This window comes from Mycobacterium sp. NTMscope_MAC_269 (assembly GCF_976985695.1).
The window spans coordinates 4,267,264-4,284,469 of the sequence record NZ_OZ335668.1; the positions used below are offsets into that span (position 1 = coordinate 4,267,264).

Sequence of the window (17,206 nt, forward strand, 5' to 3'; positions counted from 1 at the left end):
TCGCCACAGTTTTCGCCTCTTCTCGCTCCGTAGCTTACGTTCGATTCCGTACCTAAGCCGACTTAAGACGACCGCAGTTCGTACCAATAGCGCTGCGCTGAAACGTTATTCGACCGGCTCCGCGCGTCTCGGCGCTACGCTCGGTCGAAACGGCTACCCGACGAACGGAATACGAGATGTCAAATACTCTGGAACGGCTGCATATCTGGGGCGGTGAGGGTCGCCGCAAGGGCGTCAGCGTCGCGGGCGACGTGCTCGTCAACGAAACGAGCGACGGCGTCAACCTCAACGACATCTGGAACGAGATCCAGGCGGCGCTGGGTGTCTACAACGAGCACCGGTCCACGATCGTGCGGCTGCTTTCGTATCCGACAACGGCGGTTGCTGACGTCATCCCCCAGAGCGTCGAGGGTGAATCCTTCGAGATTGCAACGGAGATGGGCATTCCGACCGCTTTGCGCGAGCCCGCCGACTATCTCCGTCTTGGATATTCGTTCCAGGACTATGACAAGCGTCTGTCGGCTTCGTGGAAGTTCCTCCGCAGCGCCACCGCCGAACAGGTCGAAGCGCAGATCACGCGCATCTTCGAGGCGGATAACCGTTTGGTGTCAGGTACGATCCTGCGCCGCTTGCTCGACCCCGCACCCCGATTCAACGAGTGGCAGCACACCTGCTACGGGTTGTGGTCAGGCGACTCGATGGTCCCACCCGCGCACCTTGGTAAGTCGTTCGACGGCAACCACACTCACTACCTGACGTCCGGATCAACGCACATCGACTCGCAAGACATCGAGGACATGCTCCGCCACATCACCGAACACGGCTACGGTCGGTTCGGCAACCAAGGCGGGCAGTTGATCATCCTCGCCCACCCGAACGAGATTGAGGACATGACGTTCTGGCGGGCGGGCGTCGAGTACGCCGCCGGCAAGGTGCCCAAGTTCGACTTCGTGCCGTCGCAGGCCGCCCCGGCGTACTTCACCACAGAGCACCTCGTCGGCGCGGTCGCACCGAGCGAGTTCGAGGGGCTGCAGGTGCTCGGCAGCTACGGCGACGCCTGGCTCATCGAGTCACACTACGTGCCTTTCGGGTACGTGATCGTGGCCGCGACGGGTGGGCTCGACTCCGACCGCAACCCGATCGGTTTCCGCGAGCACATCAATCCGGCTTATCAGGGGTTGCGCCATATTCCGGGTCGTGGCCCGTATCCCCTTACGGACAGCTTCTATGCGCGCGGGTTCGGTGTTGGAGTTCGGCACCGAGGCGCAGCCGTCGTCATGCAGGTGACGACGAACGGCTCGTACACCGCGCCGACCATCCAGACGTAGGGGCCGGACATGTTCGAGCGCAACAGCCTCTCGCGCGACCCTGAGAAGGACTACCGCGACAAGTCTGAGTTCGGTTTCGGGCCAGGGCCGGTCGCGCCCGGCAAGGAGACCGCGCCGATTCGCGAGGGCGGTGTGTATCGGGCGAAGTGCCCACCGGTCGAACTCACCCGCAGCGACGATCTCAGTGTGCAGGCGCGAGAGGCTCGTTGGCGTCCGGGCGACCCGCCGCGAGGCTATCCCGGCGAGCGCGTCGGCTGAGGCTCCCAAGATCGGCCCGGTCACGGGGCGGAGTTACTGCCTTTCGACGCCCCGTGGCCGGCTGCCCTACCAGGCATAGCCGACCTGTCGCTGTCACGAACCTACGTCGGCCAGCATCCACACCCGCTTGAGTGGCAGTTGGCTGCGGATCTCATCATCGAGGCGGTCGTAGTTCGCCAACACTGCGTCGACAACATCGGCGGCCTGCCAAACCCGCACTCGCAGCTGGTTGGTCTTGAGCGCATCTTGCGCTTGCTTGGACACGCCGCCCCAGGCCACGAGCAATCCTTGCTTCGCACCGTACGTTGACATCACCCCGTGCAACTGAGACACGACAGGCGAACCGACCTGAGCGCCAGACTTCACCTGCACAAGAATCGGATCATCCAAACCCAAGAGTCCGCGACCGGCGATGATGTCGATGCCGCCATCCGGACCCGGAGGCGATTGGGTACAGCGCATTCCTTCGGCGCTTAGTAACGCAGTCACGAGTGTTGCGAGGCCGTGTCCGGCGAAGTCTTCGGCAATCCTGCTGGTGATCTGATCCTTCGCTACCTCTTCAATGTCAGGCGATAGCTCTGGCTCGTCTACGTCGTCCGTGGAGTCGACTGAAGCCCCGGATTTTGAGTGCTTCTGAGGTGCCACGTTGGCGATTTGCCCGGGATCGATCCCGTGCTCCATGAGGTGCTCTAAGCGAGCCACGGCGTTGTTTTTGCTGGGGCTGAAGATTGTTAGTGCGCTACCGAGAGTGAACAACAAATCTTGCTTTACCGCCGAACGCGGCAGGTCGACCCGTTTCCACTCGACTGGCACAACGTGCCGTTTAGCTTCATCTTGCTCGTGAGACCGATATTCGTACGGGCCAGTCACGCGGCCTAGCGCAATCTGCTTCGTGGTCTTCATCGGCATGGCGATGAGACTCCCTGCCTCGATTCGCCCGCGCAGAGCCCAAAGCTGGTGCGTTTGAGTTTTCATATAGCCGTCCTTCTGACCCGGATAAGTCTCGGCGACCAGCTGAGCTATTGCGTCAGGCGTCGAACTCTTTGTCAGGTCTGGAATTTCCGCCCAGCCCCCTCCCGAGCAGCCCGATTGCAGCGCCCATGCATCGCGCTCGCCGTGTCGACCGGACCGAATTACCCACGCCTGCGTCATCTCTTCATTCTTGCGTTTGTCGATCCCGGAAGGCACGCGGTGCCCGAATCTGGCGCGCGGGTGTCTGTCCAGCGGACGACGGTCCCGTAACGGTCCCGTAGACGCAGCCGAACTGAGGGCGTACCGACGCCGTACCGGAGGCGTCCGCTATTCGTACCGAAAGTGCCGATGAGCAGTGCAAACGTTGGTGCCGGACAGCACGCCTACCAGCACCGATCGCTCACCTGTTCGGGCGTCGAAAATACTTCCCAAGCTGAATACGCGGGTTCGATTCCGGTCATCGGCTTCCACGATGAACTGAGACACGCCTCGGCGCGTGCTCGCTCGCAATGCCGCAGGTCGCCCGAACCAGCGCGCTAGCTGGTGCAGCAGGCCGAGCGGGAAGCCCAGCGGCGCAGCCGGATTCGTCCAGCGAAACGCTTACACTTCCACACGGTCATGGGCGGGTGCAGACTTGTGGGATGCAGGAATGTGAGCTCATCCCCATAGCGCCCCTGCTTGCGCGGTCGGCGTGACCGCGTCCGCCGGCGGGCCGTGCCCGGGCCGGGTGCTCAACGGCATCTCCGACGTACGGGCGTTCTTTCACACCAACACCATGCCGCTGTATTTCATCTCGCCGACCCCGTTCAACCTGCTGGGCGTCGATCGCTGGATACGAAACTTCTTTTACCTGACGTACTTTGACTCGTTCGAGGGCATACATTCGCGCGTGTTCGTGCCCCGTCGGCGCGACCGCATTGATTTCGACTCCATGGGAGACGTGTGCAATCACCTCCTGCGTGATCCCGAGACACTCGAGTTCATCGCGAGCAGAGGGCCCGGCGGCAAGGCCTGCTTCGTGATGCTCGACGAAGAGACGCAGGCCCTCGCGCGCCAGGCGGGTCTCGAGGTCATGCATCCCCCGGTGGAGCTGCGCAAGCGCCTGGGCTCCAAGATCGTCATGACGCGCCTCGCCGACGAGGCGGGCGTACCGAGCGTGCCGCACGCGATCGGGCGGGCCGGCTCCTACGACGAACTGCTGACGCTCGCGCAGAATGCCGGATTAGGAGATGACCTCGTCATCTCGGCCGCATATGGCAACGCCGGTAGCGGGACGTTCTTTTTGCACGGTCAGCGCGGCTGGGACGAGCACGCCGCGGACCTGGCCGGGCAGGAAGTCAAAGTCATGAAGCGCATCCGCAATGTCGAGGTGTGCCTCGAGGGCGCCGTGACCCGCCACGGCACGGTGATCGGCCCCGCGATGACGAGTCTCGTCGGCTACTCGGAGCTGACCCCGAGCCGGGGCAGCTGGTGTGGCAACGACATCTGGCGCGAGGTGCTGCCCCCCGCCCAGACCCACGCCGCGCGGGAAATGGTGGCAAAGCTGGGCGACGTCATGCGCCGCGAGGGTTACCTCGGCTACTTCGAGGTGGACCTCCTGCATGACCTGGACTCCAACGAGCTCTACCTCGGCGAAGTGAACCCGCGCCTATCCGGCGCCAGCCCGATGACGAACCTGACCACCGAGGCCTACGCCGACATGCCGCTGTTCCTCTTTCATCTGCTCGAGTACATGGACGTGGAGTACGAGCTCGACATCGATGACATCAACGCACGCTGGGAGCGCGGCTATGGCGAGGACGAGGTCTGGGGCCAGGTGATCATCACGGAGACGTCGCCGGACGTCGAGCTGTTCACGGCGACGCCACGCACCGGGGTTTGGCGCATCGACGACGACGGTCGGGTCTCGTTCGCGCGGACCGCCAACGACTGGGCCACGCTGCTCGATGGCTCCGAGGCCTTTTACATGCGGGTCGCGGCGCCCGGCGACTTACGTTCCGAGGGAGCCCAACTCGGCGTGCTCGTCACCCGCTCACACCTGCAGACGGACGACTACAAGCTCAGCGAGCGCTGCCAGCGCTGGGTCAAGGGCATGAAGGCGAAGTTCGTCTCGACGCCCCTGACACCGGCCGCGCCGATCGTCTCTCGGCTCGTCGCACGGGCGTGAGCCGCCCGCCCGGTATCTCGCTGGACAACTGGCTGTCACCGCCGTACGCGCACTGGTCCTTCCAGCACGTCGAAGACTTCGTGCCGACCGCGGTGATCTCGCGCGGGACCGGGCCGACGGCGGCATTGCCCGCAGCGAGTGCGGCGATCGCCGACATCGGGGTGACCGGCACTGACGGCGTGGCCACCACCGTGGGCGCGGTGATGGCCCGCACCGCCACCGACGGATGGGCCGTCAGCCACCGCGGTTCGATGGCGGCCGAGGAATACCTCGACGGCATGGGGGCTCGGACGCGTCACCTGCTGTTCTCGGTGAGCAAGTCGGTGGTGGCCGCCGTGGTCGGTGCGCTGCACGGCGCCGGTGCGATCGAGCTCGGCGCGCCGGTGACGAAATACGTTCCCGCCCTGGCGAACTGCGGCTACGCCGGTGCGACGGTGCGCCAGCTGCTCGACATGAGGTCGGGGATCGCGTTCTCGGACAATTACCTTCACCCGACCGCAGAGATACACGTCCTGGACCAGGCGGTCGGGTGGGCGCCCCGGAGCCATCCGGACGTCCCCGCGACGCTGCGCGACTTTCTGCTGACCTTGCGCCAGAAGTCTCCTCACGGCGGCCCTTTCGAATATCGCTCGTGCGAGACCGATGTGCTCGGCTGGATCTGCGAGGTCGCCGGCGGCCAGCGAATGCCCGAGCTGATGTCGGAAGTGCTGTGGAGCCGGATCGGCGCCCAATGCGACGCCACCATTGGCGTGGACACGGCCGGCACCGGGTTCTTCGACGGCGGCATCAACGCCTGCCTCACTGACACGGTCCGATTCGGGTCGCTGTTCCTGCGCGACGGCGCCTCCTTGACCGACGAACAAGTGGTGCCGGCCGCATGGATCGCCGACACGCTTAACGGCGGTCCCGACTCGCGCCAGGCGTTCGCCGCCAGCCCCGACGACACCCAAATGCCCGGCGGCATGTACCGCAACCAAGTGTGGTTTCCCTACCCGGGCAACAACATCGCGCTGTGCCAGGGCATGTGCGGTCAGATGATCTACGTCAACCGCGCAGCGGAGCTGGTCGCCGCCAAGTTGTCCAGCCAGCCGGACGCCGGGGATCCGCAGATGCTGTTAGACACGCTGCGCGCATTCGATGCGGTGGCGCACGAACTGAACTAAACGCCCGTATCTAAAACGTGACCAAGGCGTGGCCAAATATCTACGTGCCCTTGCGCTTTCGCAGGTCAGCGGCCATTTATCATCCCTATTGCAACGATGTCAGTTAAAAGGAATTGAGGCCATGCGGACCGGTGTTCGGTGTGTTCTTGCGATGGTCGGGGTCGCTACGAGCGTGGTCGTGATGCCGGCCGGTGTGAGCCTGGCGTCGGCCAACCTGTCGCATGGGCCTGGGATCGCGTCGGTTTCACCGACACGCGGCGAAGTGGTCGGCGTGGCGCATCCCGTGGTAGTGACGTTCCGCGCTCCCGTCGCCGACCGGCGCGCGGCCGAGCGCGCCGTCGGCATCAAGTCGACGCCCGCGATGACGGGCAAGTTCGAATGGCTCGACAACAGGGTCGTCCAGTGGGTGCCGGACCGATACTGGCCGGCGCACAGCACAATTGCGCTGACGGTGGGCCAGGCGACCTCGGAGATCAAGACGGGCCCCTCGGTCATCGGCGTGGCCAGCATCTCGCAGCACACGTTCACCGTGAGCATCGACGGAGTCGAGGCGGGACCACCGACCCAACTCCCGGCGCCGCATCATCGGCCCCACTTCGGCGAGCAGGGCGTGATGCCCGCCTCGCTGGGCAGGCCGGAATACGCGACGCCGGTTGGCTCCTACACCGTGCTCTCCAAAGAGCCTGCGGTGACCATGGATTCGAGCAGCGTCGGCATCCCGGTCGACGACCCCAATGGCTACCTGCTCACGGTCAACTACGCCGTCCGCATCACCAGCCGCGGCCTGTTCGTGCACTCGGCCCCCTGGGCCGTCCAATCACTGGGGCTCGAGAACGTCAGCCACGGCTGCATCAGCCTGAGCCCCGATGACGCCGAGTGGTACTACAACCACGTCAACGTCGGCGACCCGGTGATCGTGCAGGAATAGCGGCAGCGCAATCTTCACGAGGCTCCGCACCCACATGAACGACGGGTGCGGAGCTTCGATTGTGTTGAGGGCACATACTTTTCAACGCGCTAGCCTCGCACAACGCAACGGGCCCGCTGGTACGAAACCAGCGGGCCCGCTTGAGTTGATCTCAGCTCGCGGGGCCGGGACGAGTCGGCTGACCGGACGTCGGCCCGCCCGTGGGCGCCGGACCGGTCGGGGCGTCCTTCACCCCGGACATGTCGATGATCGGAGCGGCCGCCTCCAGCGGAGCACCCGCGACCGGCCCGCCCAGCGCAATCAGCGGCGCACCTGCGGGCACCACCGGCACCGGCGGCACCACCGGCACGGGCGGCGCGAGCGGTAGCGGCGGCACGATCGGCACCGGAGCACCGAGCGGCAGGGGTCCCGGGACGGCCATGGGCACGCCCGACATGTCCGTGAGCGGCGCCGCGCACATGTCCGCCGGGGCGCCCGCGGCGACGGGACCTCCGGCGGCCGGCGCCGCATCGCCCGCTTGCCCCTGGATGCACGCGTGGCCGCCCGTTATCAGCGGGGCGGCCGCCGCATCGGGGCTCAACGCTATAGCTGCTCCGCACAACCCAGCGCCGGCAACTACTTTCATGTTGAACCGATCGACGATCGCCATCAGCGCCAACTCTCCTTTATTCACGCTCAGCTATTTCCGCAATCAATCAGTGCAGCAGGCCCGCCTAGCCGTACCGAGGCCGTCTTTTCACGACCGGGCCAATTGTCGGCAGCCGACACGCGACACGAGCCGCGCCGCACCGCGCCGTTTCCAAATGGTGACGTCACAACGGTGTCACGAATCAGAATTCCGCCGGAAGACCTCGCTGACCTGCACCAATACGCCCGCATGTCTGGCCCACTCGGCGCGTCGCGCCGACACGCGGCCCGGGGCCCGTGGCCGACTTCGAATCCCGCGGACTCAATTTCCCCGCAGGTCATTCACAGGAAAATTTTGATGCACAAAGTCTGTCCAGGAGGTTACATAGAAGTGAACACCGTTAGAGCAACCGTTGACAGACAGAGGGGAAGGGCATATGTCACCACGTCGTCTAGCTGGCGGTTTCATCGCCTCGGCGCTGTTCGGTGCCCCACTTCTCGCCGGTCTCGTGTGGGCCAGCCCCGCGCAGGCCGACGCTGCCAGCTTCCTCAATGACATGCATAAGGACGGGGTCCACGCCGTGAGCGGTGGCGACGCCGCGCTCCTGGAGGCGGGCCTGAACATCTGCCAGCAAATATCCTGGGGCGCCCCGCCCGCGCAGCTCCAGGGCCTGGCGCTGCAGCGCTCCGACGAGCGGCAGGGTGCCGGTGGCCTCAGCCCCCAGCAGGCCGGCGACATCGTCGTCTACGCCATGCGCGATCTGTGCCCAAGCTAGCCACGCCGAGCTGAGTCCGCGCGCCTAGCAGCGCGCCCAATCTTCGCCGACTGTTCATCCTCCGGATTTTCTGCGCGGCGGCTCATGCACTGTTGTGTAAAGGTGCATCATCCGCATCGCGCAAAGAAACAAGGAGAACGTTGGATGGCGGCACGCACGCTGCACGCCCGGTTCGTCGGCGCGGCGCTGACGATAACTTCGCTTCTGATCTCCGGGATCATCTGGGCGGGGCCGGCGCGGGCCGACCAGGCCGCCTTCCTCAACGACCTGCACAGCGCCGGAATCCACGCCGTCGGCGGCGGCGACGAAGCGCTATTGCAGATGGGCGCCGATCTCTGTCAGCAGCTTTCGTGGGGCGCTTCCCCGCAGCAGCTCGAGGTGCTTGCCCTGCAGCGCTCCGATGCCGACCAGGGTTCCGGCGGGATCAACGGCCGCCAGGCCGCGGACGTGGTGATCTTCGCCCTGCGCGACCTCTGCCCCAACGCCTAGCAATGCGCTAGCCGCGGCGGCCTCCGCGCTAAGGTGACACTCGAGTGAAGCTGAACGCACGGAACCTGACCGGTCTCGACATCCCCGTCCCGACCTATGACCGAAGCCAAATCGGCGTCGGCATAGCGCATTTCGGCGTCGGTGGCTTCCACCGCGCCCACCAGGCCATGTACATCGACCGGCTGCTCAACGCCGGGCTCGCCCGGGACTGGGGCATCTGCGGTGTCGGCGTGCTGCCGGGCGACCAACAGATGCGCGACGCGCTGCGCGACCAGGACCACCTGTACACGCTGATCCTCGAACACCCCGACGGCACCCGCGAGCCCCGAGTTATCGGCTCCATCGTCGACTTCCGTTATGCGCCTGAGGATCCCGACGCTGTCATCGAGCTGCTGGCCGATCCGGCCACCCGGATCATCTCGCTCACCATCACCGAGGGCGGCTACCAAGAGCCCTTGAGCGCGGTGTTCGGGTTGGTGACTGAGGCGTGCGACCGGCGCCGAGCGCGCGGCCTGCCCTGCCCGACCATCGTGTCCTGCGACAACATCGTCGGCAACGGGGATGTGGCGCGGCACGCGTTCACGTCCTACGCGCAACGGGTCAATCCCGAACTCGCGCAGTGGATGCGCGAGGCGACGAGATTCCCCAACTCGATGGTCGACCGGATCACACCGGTGACCACCCCCGACGTGGCGGAGCGGCTGGACTCCGAATTCGGCGTGCGCGACGACCGGCCCGTCGTCGCCGAGCCGTTCGCCATGTGGGCGATCGAGGACGACTTCGCCGACGGACGCCCACCGCTGGAGGAGGCCGGGGTGCAGCTCGTCGACGACGTGGCGCCCTACGAGGCGATGAAGCTGCGGCTGCTCAACGCCGGCCACCAGGGCCTGTGCTATTTCGGCTACCTGGCCGGGTACCGGCTGGTGCACGAGGCCGCCCAGGATCCGCTGATCGCCGAATTCCTTGCCCGCTATCTGGATTCGGAGGCGATGCCGACGCTGACACCCATCCCGGCGCTGGCCGAGTTCCGCGGCGAACTGCTCCCCCGCTTCGCCAACGCCCAGGTGCGCGACACGATCGCCCGGCTGTGCGCCGACTCCTCGGACCGCATCCCGAAATGGCTGCTACCCGTCGTGCACGACAATCTGCGCACCGGCGGTCCGGTGCGGTTGTCCGCCGCGACCGTCGCGAGCTGGGCCCGGTACGCCGAGGGCGCCGACGAACAGGGCCAACCGATCGAAGTGGTTGACCGGCTAGCCGACACGCTGATCCCGATCGCCCGCTCGCAACGCGAACACCCGGACGCGTTTCTGGCCAACCGCTCGGTGTTCGGTGACCTCGTCGACGCCCCGCGCTTCCGCGAGGCCTACCGGTGGGCGCTGGACAGCCTGCGCCGGCGCGGCGCGCGCGCCACGCTGCGGGCGCTGATCGAAGAGGGTGGGTCATGACGCTGGTCGCCGGGATCGACTCCTCGACCCAGTCCTGCAAGGTGCTGGTGTGTGACGCCGCGACCGGCGAGGTGGTCCGCGAGGGACAGGCCGCCCACCCGCCGGGAACCGAAATCGACCCGGCCGCATGGGAAGCCGCCGCGCGCGAGGCCATCGCGGCGGCGGGCGGGCTCGACGGTGTCGACGCGCTGGCCGTCGGCGCGCAGCAGCACGGCATGGTGTGCCTGGACGCAGCCGGCCGGGTGGTGCGGCCCGCGCTGCTGTGGAACGACGTGCGCTCGGCCGACGCCGCGCACGCACTCGTGCGCGAGCTGGGCGGGGCGTCGGCGTGGGCCCGGGCTGTGGGCGTCGTGCCGCTGGCCGCGATCACCGTGGCGAAGTTACGCTGGCTCGCCGACCACGAGCCACACCATGCCGACCGCACCGCGGCGGTCTGCCTGCCCCACGACTGGCTGACGTGGCGGCTGCGCCGCGACGCCGAGATCGCGGCGCTGACCACCGATCGCAGCGACGCCAGCGGCACCGGCTATTACGACGCCGCGACCGGCGACTACCGCCTCGATCTGCTGGAACTCGCCCTGCGCGGCCGCCGCCCGCGCCTGCCCACCGTGCTGGCGCCGTCGACCGGAACAACCAGCGGCGCAACAACATTCGGTGCCGGCCTCGGCGACAATGCCGCCGCGGCGCTGGGCCTCGGCGCCGAAGAGGGCGACGTGATCGTCTCGATCGGCACGTCAGGGGTGGTGGCCGCCGTCACCGCGGATCCGGTCCGCGACGACGCGGGCTACGTCGCCGGATTCGCCGACGGCACCGGGCGCTACCTTCCGCTGGTGTGCACGCTCAACGGCGCGCGGGTGCTCGACGCCGCGGCCGCAATGCTGCACGTCGACCACGACGAGCTGTCCCGGCTTGCACTGTCGGCGCCGCCGGGCGGCGAGGGGCTGGTGATGGTTCCCTACCTGGAAGGTGAGCGAACCCCCAACCGGCCCAACGCGACTGGCGCGCTGCACGGCATGCGGGTCGCCAATGCAACCCCGTCCAACCTGGCCCGCGCCGCGGTGGAGGGACTGCTGTGCTCGCTCGCCGACGGCATGGCGCACCTGGCCGCGCGCGGCGGCGTCGCGCGCCGCATCCTGCTCGTCGGCGGCGGCGCCCAATCCAGCGCGCTGCGCCAGATCGCCCCGGCGGTGTTCGGCGTGCCGGTGCTGGCGCCCGCGCCGGCACAGTACGTCGCGGCGGGAGCGGCGCGGCAGGCGGCGTGGGCATTGAGCGGCTCGCCCCGACCACCGGCGTGGAATCCGCCGCCGACGCACGAATACACCGCCGACCCCTCGCCCGAGGTGGCGGCGCGCTACGCGCAGGTGCGCGACCTCACCGAGGGAGTCGCACGTCGGGAAGCGGACGAAACACGGGAAGAATCCGGTATTTCGCGGTGAAGACGGCCTTGTCGTGGCGGTCGCAGACCTCGCCGTCGCAGGCGACGACGGTGGGGCCGTCGACGGCGTCGAAGCTGAATTCGGGCACCTGCAACTCGTGGTAGAGCGGGCTGCGTTCGACCCGTCCCAACGCCAGCGCGGTCAGAATCCGGGTCCTGGCCCACGGCCGACCCGCTTCGAGGATGCGGACGTCGATCAGCCCGTCGTCCATGCGGGTCCGCCGCGCCGGCGCGAAGCCCCTGGGCAAGTACAGCGAATTGCCCAGGAAGAACAGCGAAGTCAGCAAGGTCTTGTTGTCGTAGCAGATGCGCACCGGCTCGTCCTTGCGCAGCGTGCGCAGCATCGCGTAAAGACCGGCCAGCGGCTTGCCGATGCGCTTCTCGAGCTTTTCGCGACGCCGCACAAACGCCGGGTACGCGCCGATACTGGCGGTATTGAGGACCATCTGAGAGTCGTTGAGGCACACCAGGTCTACGCACGCCACGGTGCCGCGCCGAATCGCGTCGACCGTCTTGGCCACGGTGTCGCAGCCGATGTCCTTGGCGAAGTGGTTGAACGTGCCGGCCGCAAAGACGGCCAGCGGCAGCCCCGCGTCGATGGCCACCCCCGCGGCGGTCGCCACGGTGCCGTCGCCCCCGCCCACCGCGAGCACCTCGGCGCCGGATGCCGCGGCGCGCAAGACCTCCACGGGGTCGTCGTCGGGACCCAGTTCGCGGATGTCCACCTTCGGCAGCGCGGCGCGCACCTCGTCGACGACGCGAGCTCCGGTGCCGCTGCCCGACTCCGGGTTGATGACCAGGACCACCCCGGCGCCGTCGGGCCGCGGCGGCGTCTCGACGCGCAGCGGTTCCGTTCGCGGAAGGGCGGTTTCGACGATGGGCGGGACGAGCCGGCCGCCGAGCACGGCCAGGCCGGACCCGATCCCGAACCCGGCGATGACGTCGCCCGGGTAGTGCGCGCCGGTCGCCACCCGCGACAGGCCGACCAGCCCGGCCAGCAGCGCCAGCCCGAAGCCCACCGGCGGGTTCTCCAGGCCCACCCCGACGGCGAACGCCGCGGCGCTGGCCGAATGTCCCGAGGGCAGGGAATTCGACGTCGGGCGGCGGCGTACCTGCCTGACCAACGGCACCAGGTCGTAGCCGGGACGCGGCCGCCGCCGGATGCGCTTGGCGAACTGGTTGGTGACCAGGCTGGTGGCGGCCAGCGTCATCACCCCGCGGGTCGCGCCGCGCTGCGCGCTCTGCCTGCCGGTGGCGAGCAGCGCCGCGCCGATCGCCAACCACAGCTTGGAATGGTCGGCCGCCCGGGTCAGCGGCGGCATCACCGTGTCCAGCAGCGGGGTGTCCGTCTCGGCGATCGCGTCGAACAGTTCGCGATCGAGCGTGCCCAGTCCTCGGGTGATCTGTTTGATGCCGCGCGCGCGTCGCCAGGGCCGCCTGTTCATTCGCTCCACCCTATCCATGGATAACAATTGACCGGAAAGACATGGACGCACAGGACTATTGCAGGAGATGGCGGGAGAACGCCGAACGCCGCGGCGTGCCCCCGCACGCGGTCGCCGAGATCGGCCACCGCCACGACATCACGCGTACCAGCTTCGCGGTCCTCGCGAGGATGCAGGAGATCACGGACCCGGCCGGCCAATCCTTCTTCCTGCTGCCGCGCGGCGCCCGCGGCGGCGACGCCCGCGCGGCGGCGCTGATGACCTACATCCTGAACGCCGGCACCGACTACGGCGCGGCGGGCAAGCCGGCCACCGACTTTCCGGCCATCCCCCACTGCGCCGCCGAGGTGACGCGAATCCGCCTGCGCCAGCAGGCAAACGGCTGGAGCTACGCCCGCGACGTCCCGTTCGTGCACCGCAACGGGGGTCGCCTGGTCACCACGCCCAACGGCATGCTGATGGGGCTGGGCGGCAACTGGATCCAGCGGCTGTTCAGCCAGCGGGGCGGCACCACGTGGGGCGACATCTTTATGGTGAACCTGGGCCGGCTGGACGACCCGGCGGAGCAGCTGCGCGGGATCGTCGCCTCCGGGCACACCTGGTGCCTCGACGGGCGCGGCGCGCCCCGCTGCAGCCGCCTGGACCTGGACCGGGTGTTGCACCACGAAGAGCGGCACGCGCAGCAATGGGCGGCCCGGGGTTATCTGGGCATGCTCGCCGGCTACGGCCGGGAACTGTTCCGCGAGTTGGCCTTTGGGGCGGTCAACCGGCTCGAAGCCGACGCCGGGCTTGCCGACGGCGGCTACAGGGCGTGAATGCCGTGGTAGAGCACCATGGCGCCGATCACCACTAGGACGGCCGCGAGCAGGGCGGCGTTGTTGCGGTCCATCCAGTCCTTGAGGCGTGCCAGGGTGCCGTCGAGGCGGCTGCCGGCGGCCACGTAGGCCAGGATCGGGATCGCGACGCTCGAGGCCGCGATGGCGACGAAGAACGCGGCCGCCGCCCAGTCGCCGGCGACGCCGAGCCCGCTGGTGCCGATGCCCAATCCGGCCGGCACGCAGATGAGCGCCACATCCGGGCGCACCAGGGCCAGCACCGCGCCGGTCACCCCGGCGCGGGCGGGGGTGATGTTGGCGAACGAGCGCATCCACGCCGGCGACTCGGCCTGGCCGTGCCGGCGGACCCACCGGAAGACACCGAACGCGATCAGCGCCGCCCCCAGCACCACCCGCAGCCACGACGACCACCGCGGCGGCGCCTTGTCCAGGCCGCCGAGCAGGCCGGACGCCGCGACCGCCAGCGCCGTCAGCGCGGCCAGGCTGAGCAACCAGCCGCCCAGGAACGCCAGACTGCTCGGCCGCGGCCGCGGCGCCTCGAGCACCAGCACCGCCGGGATGACCGTGAGCGGCGACAGCGAGATGACCAGTCCGAGCGGAACCAGCCCGGTCAGCACGGTCCCCCAGCTTCCTGCCATGCGCGGCATCCTCCCATTGCCGCGCCCAAGTGACGCCGAAACGCGCCGGTGTCGGCCGGACCGGGGTCAGGCCAGCGCGCGAATCCCGTTGTAGAGCACGATCAACCCGATCAGAAACAGGATCACGGCCAGCATCGCGTCGTGGTTGGCCTCCATCCAGGCTTTGAGGCGTTCCAACGTTCCCTCGAAGCGGTCACCGGCGCCGGCATAGGCCAGGATCGGGATGGCCACCGTCGACGCGGCGACGACGACGAAGATCGCGGCCGCGACCAACTCGGCGCCGGCGCTCAGGCTGCTGTTGCCGACGGCCAGACCGGCCGCCGCGCACAAGATGAGCACCTCGGGCCGCAGCGGCACCAGGACCGCGCCCACCACCCCGGCGCGCGTCGGGGAGAGCGTGGAAAACGACCGCATCCAGCGCGGCATGCTGCGGTTGCGATGCCGGGTGAACCAGTGGAACGCCGCCAGCGCGAGCAACGCCACCCCAAAGGCCAGGCGCACCCAGGAAGCCCATTTCGGTGGGGTCGCGTGGAAACCGCTGAGCGCCTCCGAGCCGGCGACGAATGCGGCCGTGAACGCGACCAGCCCCAGCAGCCAGCCGCCGAGGAAGGCGAGACTGGCCGGGCGCGGCCGGGGCGCGTGCAGCACCAGCACCGCGGGAATGACCGTGATCGGGGACAGCGCAATGACGGCCGCCAACGCGATGAGCTTGCTCAGGACCGACGCCCAACTTGCTTCCACGGGCAGCAATCATCGCATTGGCCGGGCGGCCGCGCAGTCAGGGTTTGCGGCGCAGCGTCCAGGCCGGCACCCAGTGCGTCACGGTCTTGCGTTGGGATCCGTAGGCGACGGGATAGGTGACCAGCCCCCACCAGTCGCCCTGCTCGCACAGGCCCCAACAGCTCAGCCATCCCTCGACGACCTTGTGCAGCTGCAGGCCGTTGGGTTGATAGCGCCCCGAGCGGTGCGGCTCGCGCGGGAACAGCACCGTCAGGTCAACCAGCACGGCGATGGGCGGGCGGACCACCCGAAAGGGGCTACGGACCGGTTGGCCGTTGTACCCGATCGATGCCAGCGGTCCCATCGATCGATCATACGTTCGAATCAACGGCCCGAGTCGGCCGATCGCCCGGGTTCGGCTCTGGCACCATAACGGTGTGTTCAGCCCCGGCGTGCTTGGCGGCCGCCGACCGGCCGCAGTGGTCGCACTGGACCCGTTGCTCGTCGCGGCGCTGGCCGTCGCGGTGAGCATGGCCGGGGCCGCCCGGCCCTCGTTCTGGTACGACGAGGCCGCGACCATCTCCGCCTCCTACAGCCGTTCGCTGGCCCAGATGTGGCACATGCTGGGCACTGTCGATGCCGTCCACGGCCTGTACTACCTGCTCATGCACGGGTGGTTCCAGGTCTTTCCGCCCACCGAGTTCTGGTCGCGCGCGCCCAGTGGCCTGGCCGTGGGAGGGGCGGCGGCCGGCGTCGTCGTGCTGGGCAAGCAGTTCTCGTCGCGGACCGTCGCACTGGCGTCCGGGGTGTTCTGCGCGATCCTGCCGCGGGCCACGTGGGCGGGTATCGAGGCGCGGCCCTACGCCATGTCGATGATGGCCGCGGTGTGGTTGACGGTCCTGCTCGTCTACGCCACGCGCCGCGACGCCCGGCGGCTGTGGCTGTCTTACGGTGTCGCGCTGGCCTTCTCGATCGTGCTCGACGCCTACCTGGCGCTGCTGCTGGTAGCGTACGGCGTGTTCGTCGGCGTCTTCCACCGCGGCCGAACCGTGTTGGCGCGCTTCGCCATTGCCTCGGCCGCGACGGTGGGTGGCCTGCTGCCGTTCCTGCTGACTGTCGCCGGGCAGGCGCACCAGATCAGCTGGGTCGCCCCGATCGGTCACCGCACCATCGAAGACGTGGTGATGCAACAGTATTTCGAGCGCAGCCCCCCGTTCGCCATCCTGTCGGCGCTGCTGATGGGCGCGGCGATCGTGTTGTGGCTCAGCGGGTCCGCGCGGTTGGCGCCATCGGAGCGCCAATCGCTGGTCCTCGCGGCGGGATGGCTTGCCCTCCCCACCGCGGCGATCCTGACCTATTCGGCGCTGGTGCACTCGATTTATACCCCGCGCTACTTGTCGTTCACCGCGCCCGCGATGGCGTTGATCCTGGGCGTCTGCGTCGGCGCGGTGGCCGCCAGGACCTGGGTGGCCACGGCGCTGGTCGTCCTGTTCGCCGTGGCAGCGGCACCGAATTATGTTCGGGCACAGCGCAATCCGTATGCCAAGTACGGGATGGACTACAGCCGAGTGGCGGATCTGATCACCGCGCAGGCGGCGCCGGGTGACTGCCTGCTGGTGAACGACACGGTGACGTTCATGCCGGCCCCCATGCGCCCGCTGCTGGCGGCGCGCCCGGATGCCTATCGCAAGCTGGTCGACCTGACGCTGTGGCAACGCGCGACCGACCGCAACGACGTCTTCGACACCAACCTCATCCCCGAGGTCGTCGCCGCGCCGTTGAGCCGCTGCGGCATCGTCTGGATCATCACCCAGGCCGACCCGTCACAGCCGGCGCACGAGCGGGGCGCGGCGCTGCCGCCCGGCCCCCGCTACGGGACGACCCCGGCGTTCGCGGTGCCGCACGACCTGGGCTTCCGACTGGTCGAGCGGTGGCAGTTCAGCCTGGTTCAGGTGCTCAAAGCGACGAAATGACGG

Annotated in this window: 17 protein-coding genes; 11 read left to right on the forward strand and 6 right to left on the reverse strand. The window is 68.2% G+C overall.

Annotated features, from left to right (window positions below; genetic code table 11):
• Positions 1 to 251: 251 nt before the first annotated feature.
• Both ACZ50Z_RS20225 and ACZ50Z_RS20230 read left to right on the forward strand, forming a co-directional pair.
• Positions 252 to 1,328, forward strand: coding sequence for a hypothetical protein (locus ACZ50Z_RS20225; RefSeq protein WP_464485134.1), 1,077 nt, complete (start codon positions 252 to 254; stop codon positions 1,326 to 1,328).
• Positions 1,329 to 1,337: 9 nt separating this feature from the next.
• Positions 1,338 to 1,586, forward strand: a complete 249-nt coding sequence (locus tag ACZ50Z_RS20230) for a hypothetical protein (RefSeq protein WP_464485135.1) — start codon at positions 1,338 to 1,340, stop codon at positions 1,584 to 1,586.
• Between the two features lie 93 nt (positions 1,587 to 1,679).
• Here the strand turns inward: ACZ50Z_RS20230 and ACZ50Z_RS20235 are convergent, their stop codons facing one another.
• Positions 1,680 to 2,738: a restriction endonuclease gene (locus ACZ50Z_RS20235; protein ID WP_464485136.1), complete on the reverse strand. Its 1,059-nt coding sequence runs from the start codon at positions 2,736 to 2,738 to the stop codon at positions 1,680 to 1,682.
• 511 nt (positions 2,739 to 3,249) lie between these two features.
• On the opposite strand from ACZ50Z_RS20235, the gene ACZ50Z_RS20240 reads away from it, so the two are divergent.
• The 3 genes from ACZ50Z_RS20240 (at position 3,250) to ACZ50Z_RS20250 (ending at position 6,816) form a co-directional block, all read left to right on the forward strand.
• A complete protein-coding gene (locus tag ACZ50Z_RS20240) occupies positions 3,250 to 4,725 on the forward strand; it encodes a biotin carboxylase (RefSeq protein ID WP_464485137.1) in 1,476 nt (491 codons plus the stop codon).
• Positions 4,722 to 5,888, forward strand: coding sequence for a serine hydrolase domain-containing protein (locus tag ACZ50Z_RS20245; RefSeq protein ID WP_464485138.1), 1,167 nt, complete (start codon positions 4,722 to 4,724; stop codon positions 5,886 to 5,888). The genes ACZ50Z_RS20240 and ACZ50Z_RS20245 overlap by 4 nt, the downstream gene beginning before the upstream one ends.
• A gap of 121 nt (positions 5,889 to 6,009) precedes the next feature.
• Positions 6,010 to 6,816: a L,D-transpeptidase gene (locus tag ACZ50Z_RS20250; RefSeq protein ID WP_464485139.1), complete on the forward strand. Its 807-nt coding sequence runs from the start codon at positions 6,010 to 6,012 to the stop codon at positions 6,814 to 6,816.
• Between the two features lie 151 nt (positions 6,817 to 6,967).
• On the opposite strand, the gene ACZ50Z_RS20255 is transcribed toward ACZ50Z_RS20250, so the two are convergent.
• A complete protein-coding gene (locus tag ACZ50Z_RS20255; protein WP_464485140.1) occupies positions 6,968 to 7,465 on the reverse strand; it encodes a hypothetical protein in 498 nt (165 codons plus the stop codon).
• A gap of 415 nt (positions 7,466 to 7,880) precedes the next feature.
• On the opposite strand from ACZ50Z_RS20255, the gene ACZ50Z_RS20260 reads away from it, so the two are divergent.
• The 4 genes from ACZ50Z_RS20260 to ACZ50Z_RS20275 all read left to right on the forward strand — a co-directional run bounded on the left by ACZ50Z_RS20260 (position 7,881) and on the right by ACZ50Z_RS20275 (position 11,592).
• Positions 7,881 to 8,219, forward strand: coding sequence for a DUF732 domain-containing protein (locus ACZ50Z_RS20260; protein ID WP_464485141.1), 339 nt, complete (start codon positions 7,881 to 7,883; stop codon positions 8,217 to 8,219).
• 144 nt (positions 8,220 to 8,363) lie between these two features.
• Entirely contained in the window at positions 8,364 to 8,708 is a 345-nt protein-coding gene (locus ACZ50Z_RS20265; RefSeq protein WP_464485142.1) for a DUF732 domain-containing protein, read from the forward strand.
• Positions 8,709 to 8,752: 44 nt separating this feature from the next.
• Positions 8,753 to 10,156 carry a mannitol dehydrogenase family protein gene (locus ACZ50Z_RS20270; RefSeq protein WP_464485143.1) on the forward strand — a complete coding sequence of 468 codons (1,404 nt, stop codon included), beginning with the start codon at positions 8,753 to 8,755 and terminating at the stop codon, positions 10,154 to 10,156.
• Positions 10,153 to 11,592 (forward strand): FGGY family carbohydrate kinase, encoded by a 1,440-nt coding sequence (locus tag ACZ50Z_RS20275; protein ID WP_464485144.1) that lies wholly within the window; start codon positions 10,153 to 10,155, stop codon positions 11,590 to 11,592. The genes ACZ50Z_RS20270 and ACZ50Z_RS20275 overlap by 4 nt, the downstream gene beginning before the upstream one ends.
• On the opposite strand, the gene ACZ50Z_RS20280 is transcribed toward ACZ50Z_RS20275, so the two are convergent.
• Entirely contained in the window at positions 11,528 to 13,036 is a 1,509-nt protein-coding gene (locus tag ACZ50Z_RS20280) for a diacylglycerol kinase family protein (protein ID WP_464485145.1), read from the reverse strand. The genes ACZ50Z_RS20275 and ACZ50Z_RS20280 overlap by 65 nt on opposite strands.
• 41 nt (positions 13,037 to 13,077) lie before the next feature.
• On the opposite strand from ACZ50Z_RS20280, the gene ACZ50Z_RS20285 reads away from it, so the two are divergent.
• Positions 13,078 to 13,851 (forward strand): hypothetical protein, encoded by a 774-nt coding sequence (locus ACZ50Z_RS20285; protein ID WP_464485146.1) that lies wholly within the window; start codon positions 13,078 to 13,080, stop codon positions 13,849 to 13,851.
• On the opposite strand, the gene ACZ50Z_RS20290 is transcribed toward ACZ50Z_RS20285, so the two are convergent.
• The 3 genes from ACZ50Z_RS20290 to ACZ50Z_RS20300 all read right to left on the reverse strand — a co-directional run bounded on the left by ACZ50Z_RS20290 (position 13,839) and on the right by ACZ50Z_RS20300 (position 15,594).
• Positions 13,839 to 14,510, reverse strand: coding sequence for a GAP family protein (locus ACZ50Z_RS20290; RefSeq protein ID WP_464485147.1), 672 nt, complete (start codon positions 14,508 to 14,510; stop codon positions 13,839 to 13,841). The genes ACZ50Z_RS20285 and ACZ50Z_RS20290 overlap by 13 nt on opposite strands.
• A 66-nt stretch (positions 14,511 to 14,576) precedes the next feature.
• The gene (locus tag ACZ50Z_RS20295) at positions 14,577 to 15,251 is read right to left on the reverse strand and encodes a GAP family protein (RefSeq protein WP_464485148.1); all 675 of its coding nucleotides are present in this window, start codon (positions 15,249 to 15,251) and stop codon (positions 14,577 to 14,579) included.
• 37 nt (positions 15,252 to 15,288) lie between these two features.
• A complete protein-coding gene (locus tag ACZ50Z_RS20300) occupies positions 15,289 to 15,594 on the reverse strand; it encodes a hypothetical protein (RefSeq protein WP_464485149.1) in 306 nt (101 codons plus the stop codon).
• Between the two features lie 73 nt (positions 15,595 to 15,667).
• Here ACZ50Z_RS20300 and ACZ50Z_RS20305 point away from each other — a divergent pair, with 73 nt between their 5' ends.
• Positions 15,668 to 17,203: a glycosyltransferase family 39 protein gene (locus ACZ50Z_RS20305; RefSeq protein WP_464485150.1), complete on the forward strand. Its 1,536-nt coding sequence runs from the start codon at positions 15,668 to 15,670 to the stop codon at positions 17,201 to 17,203.
• Positions 17,204 to 17,206: the final 3 nt, after the last annotated feature.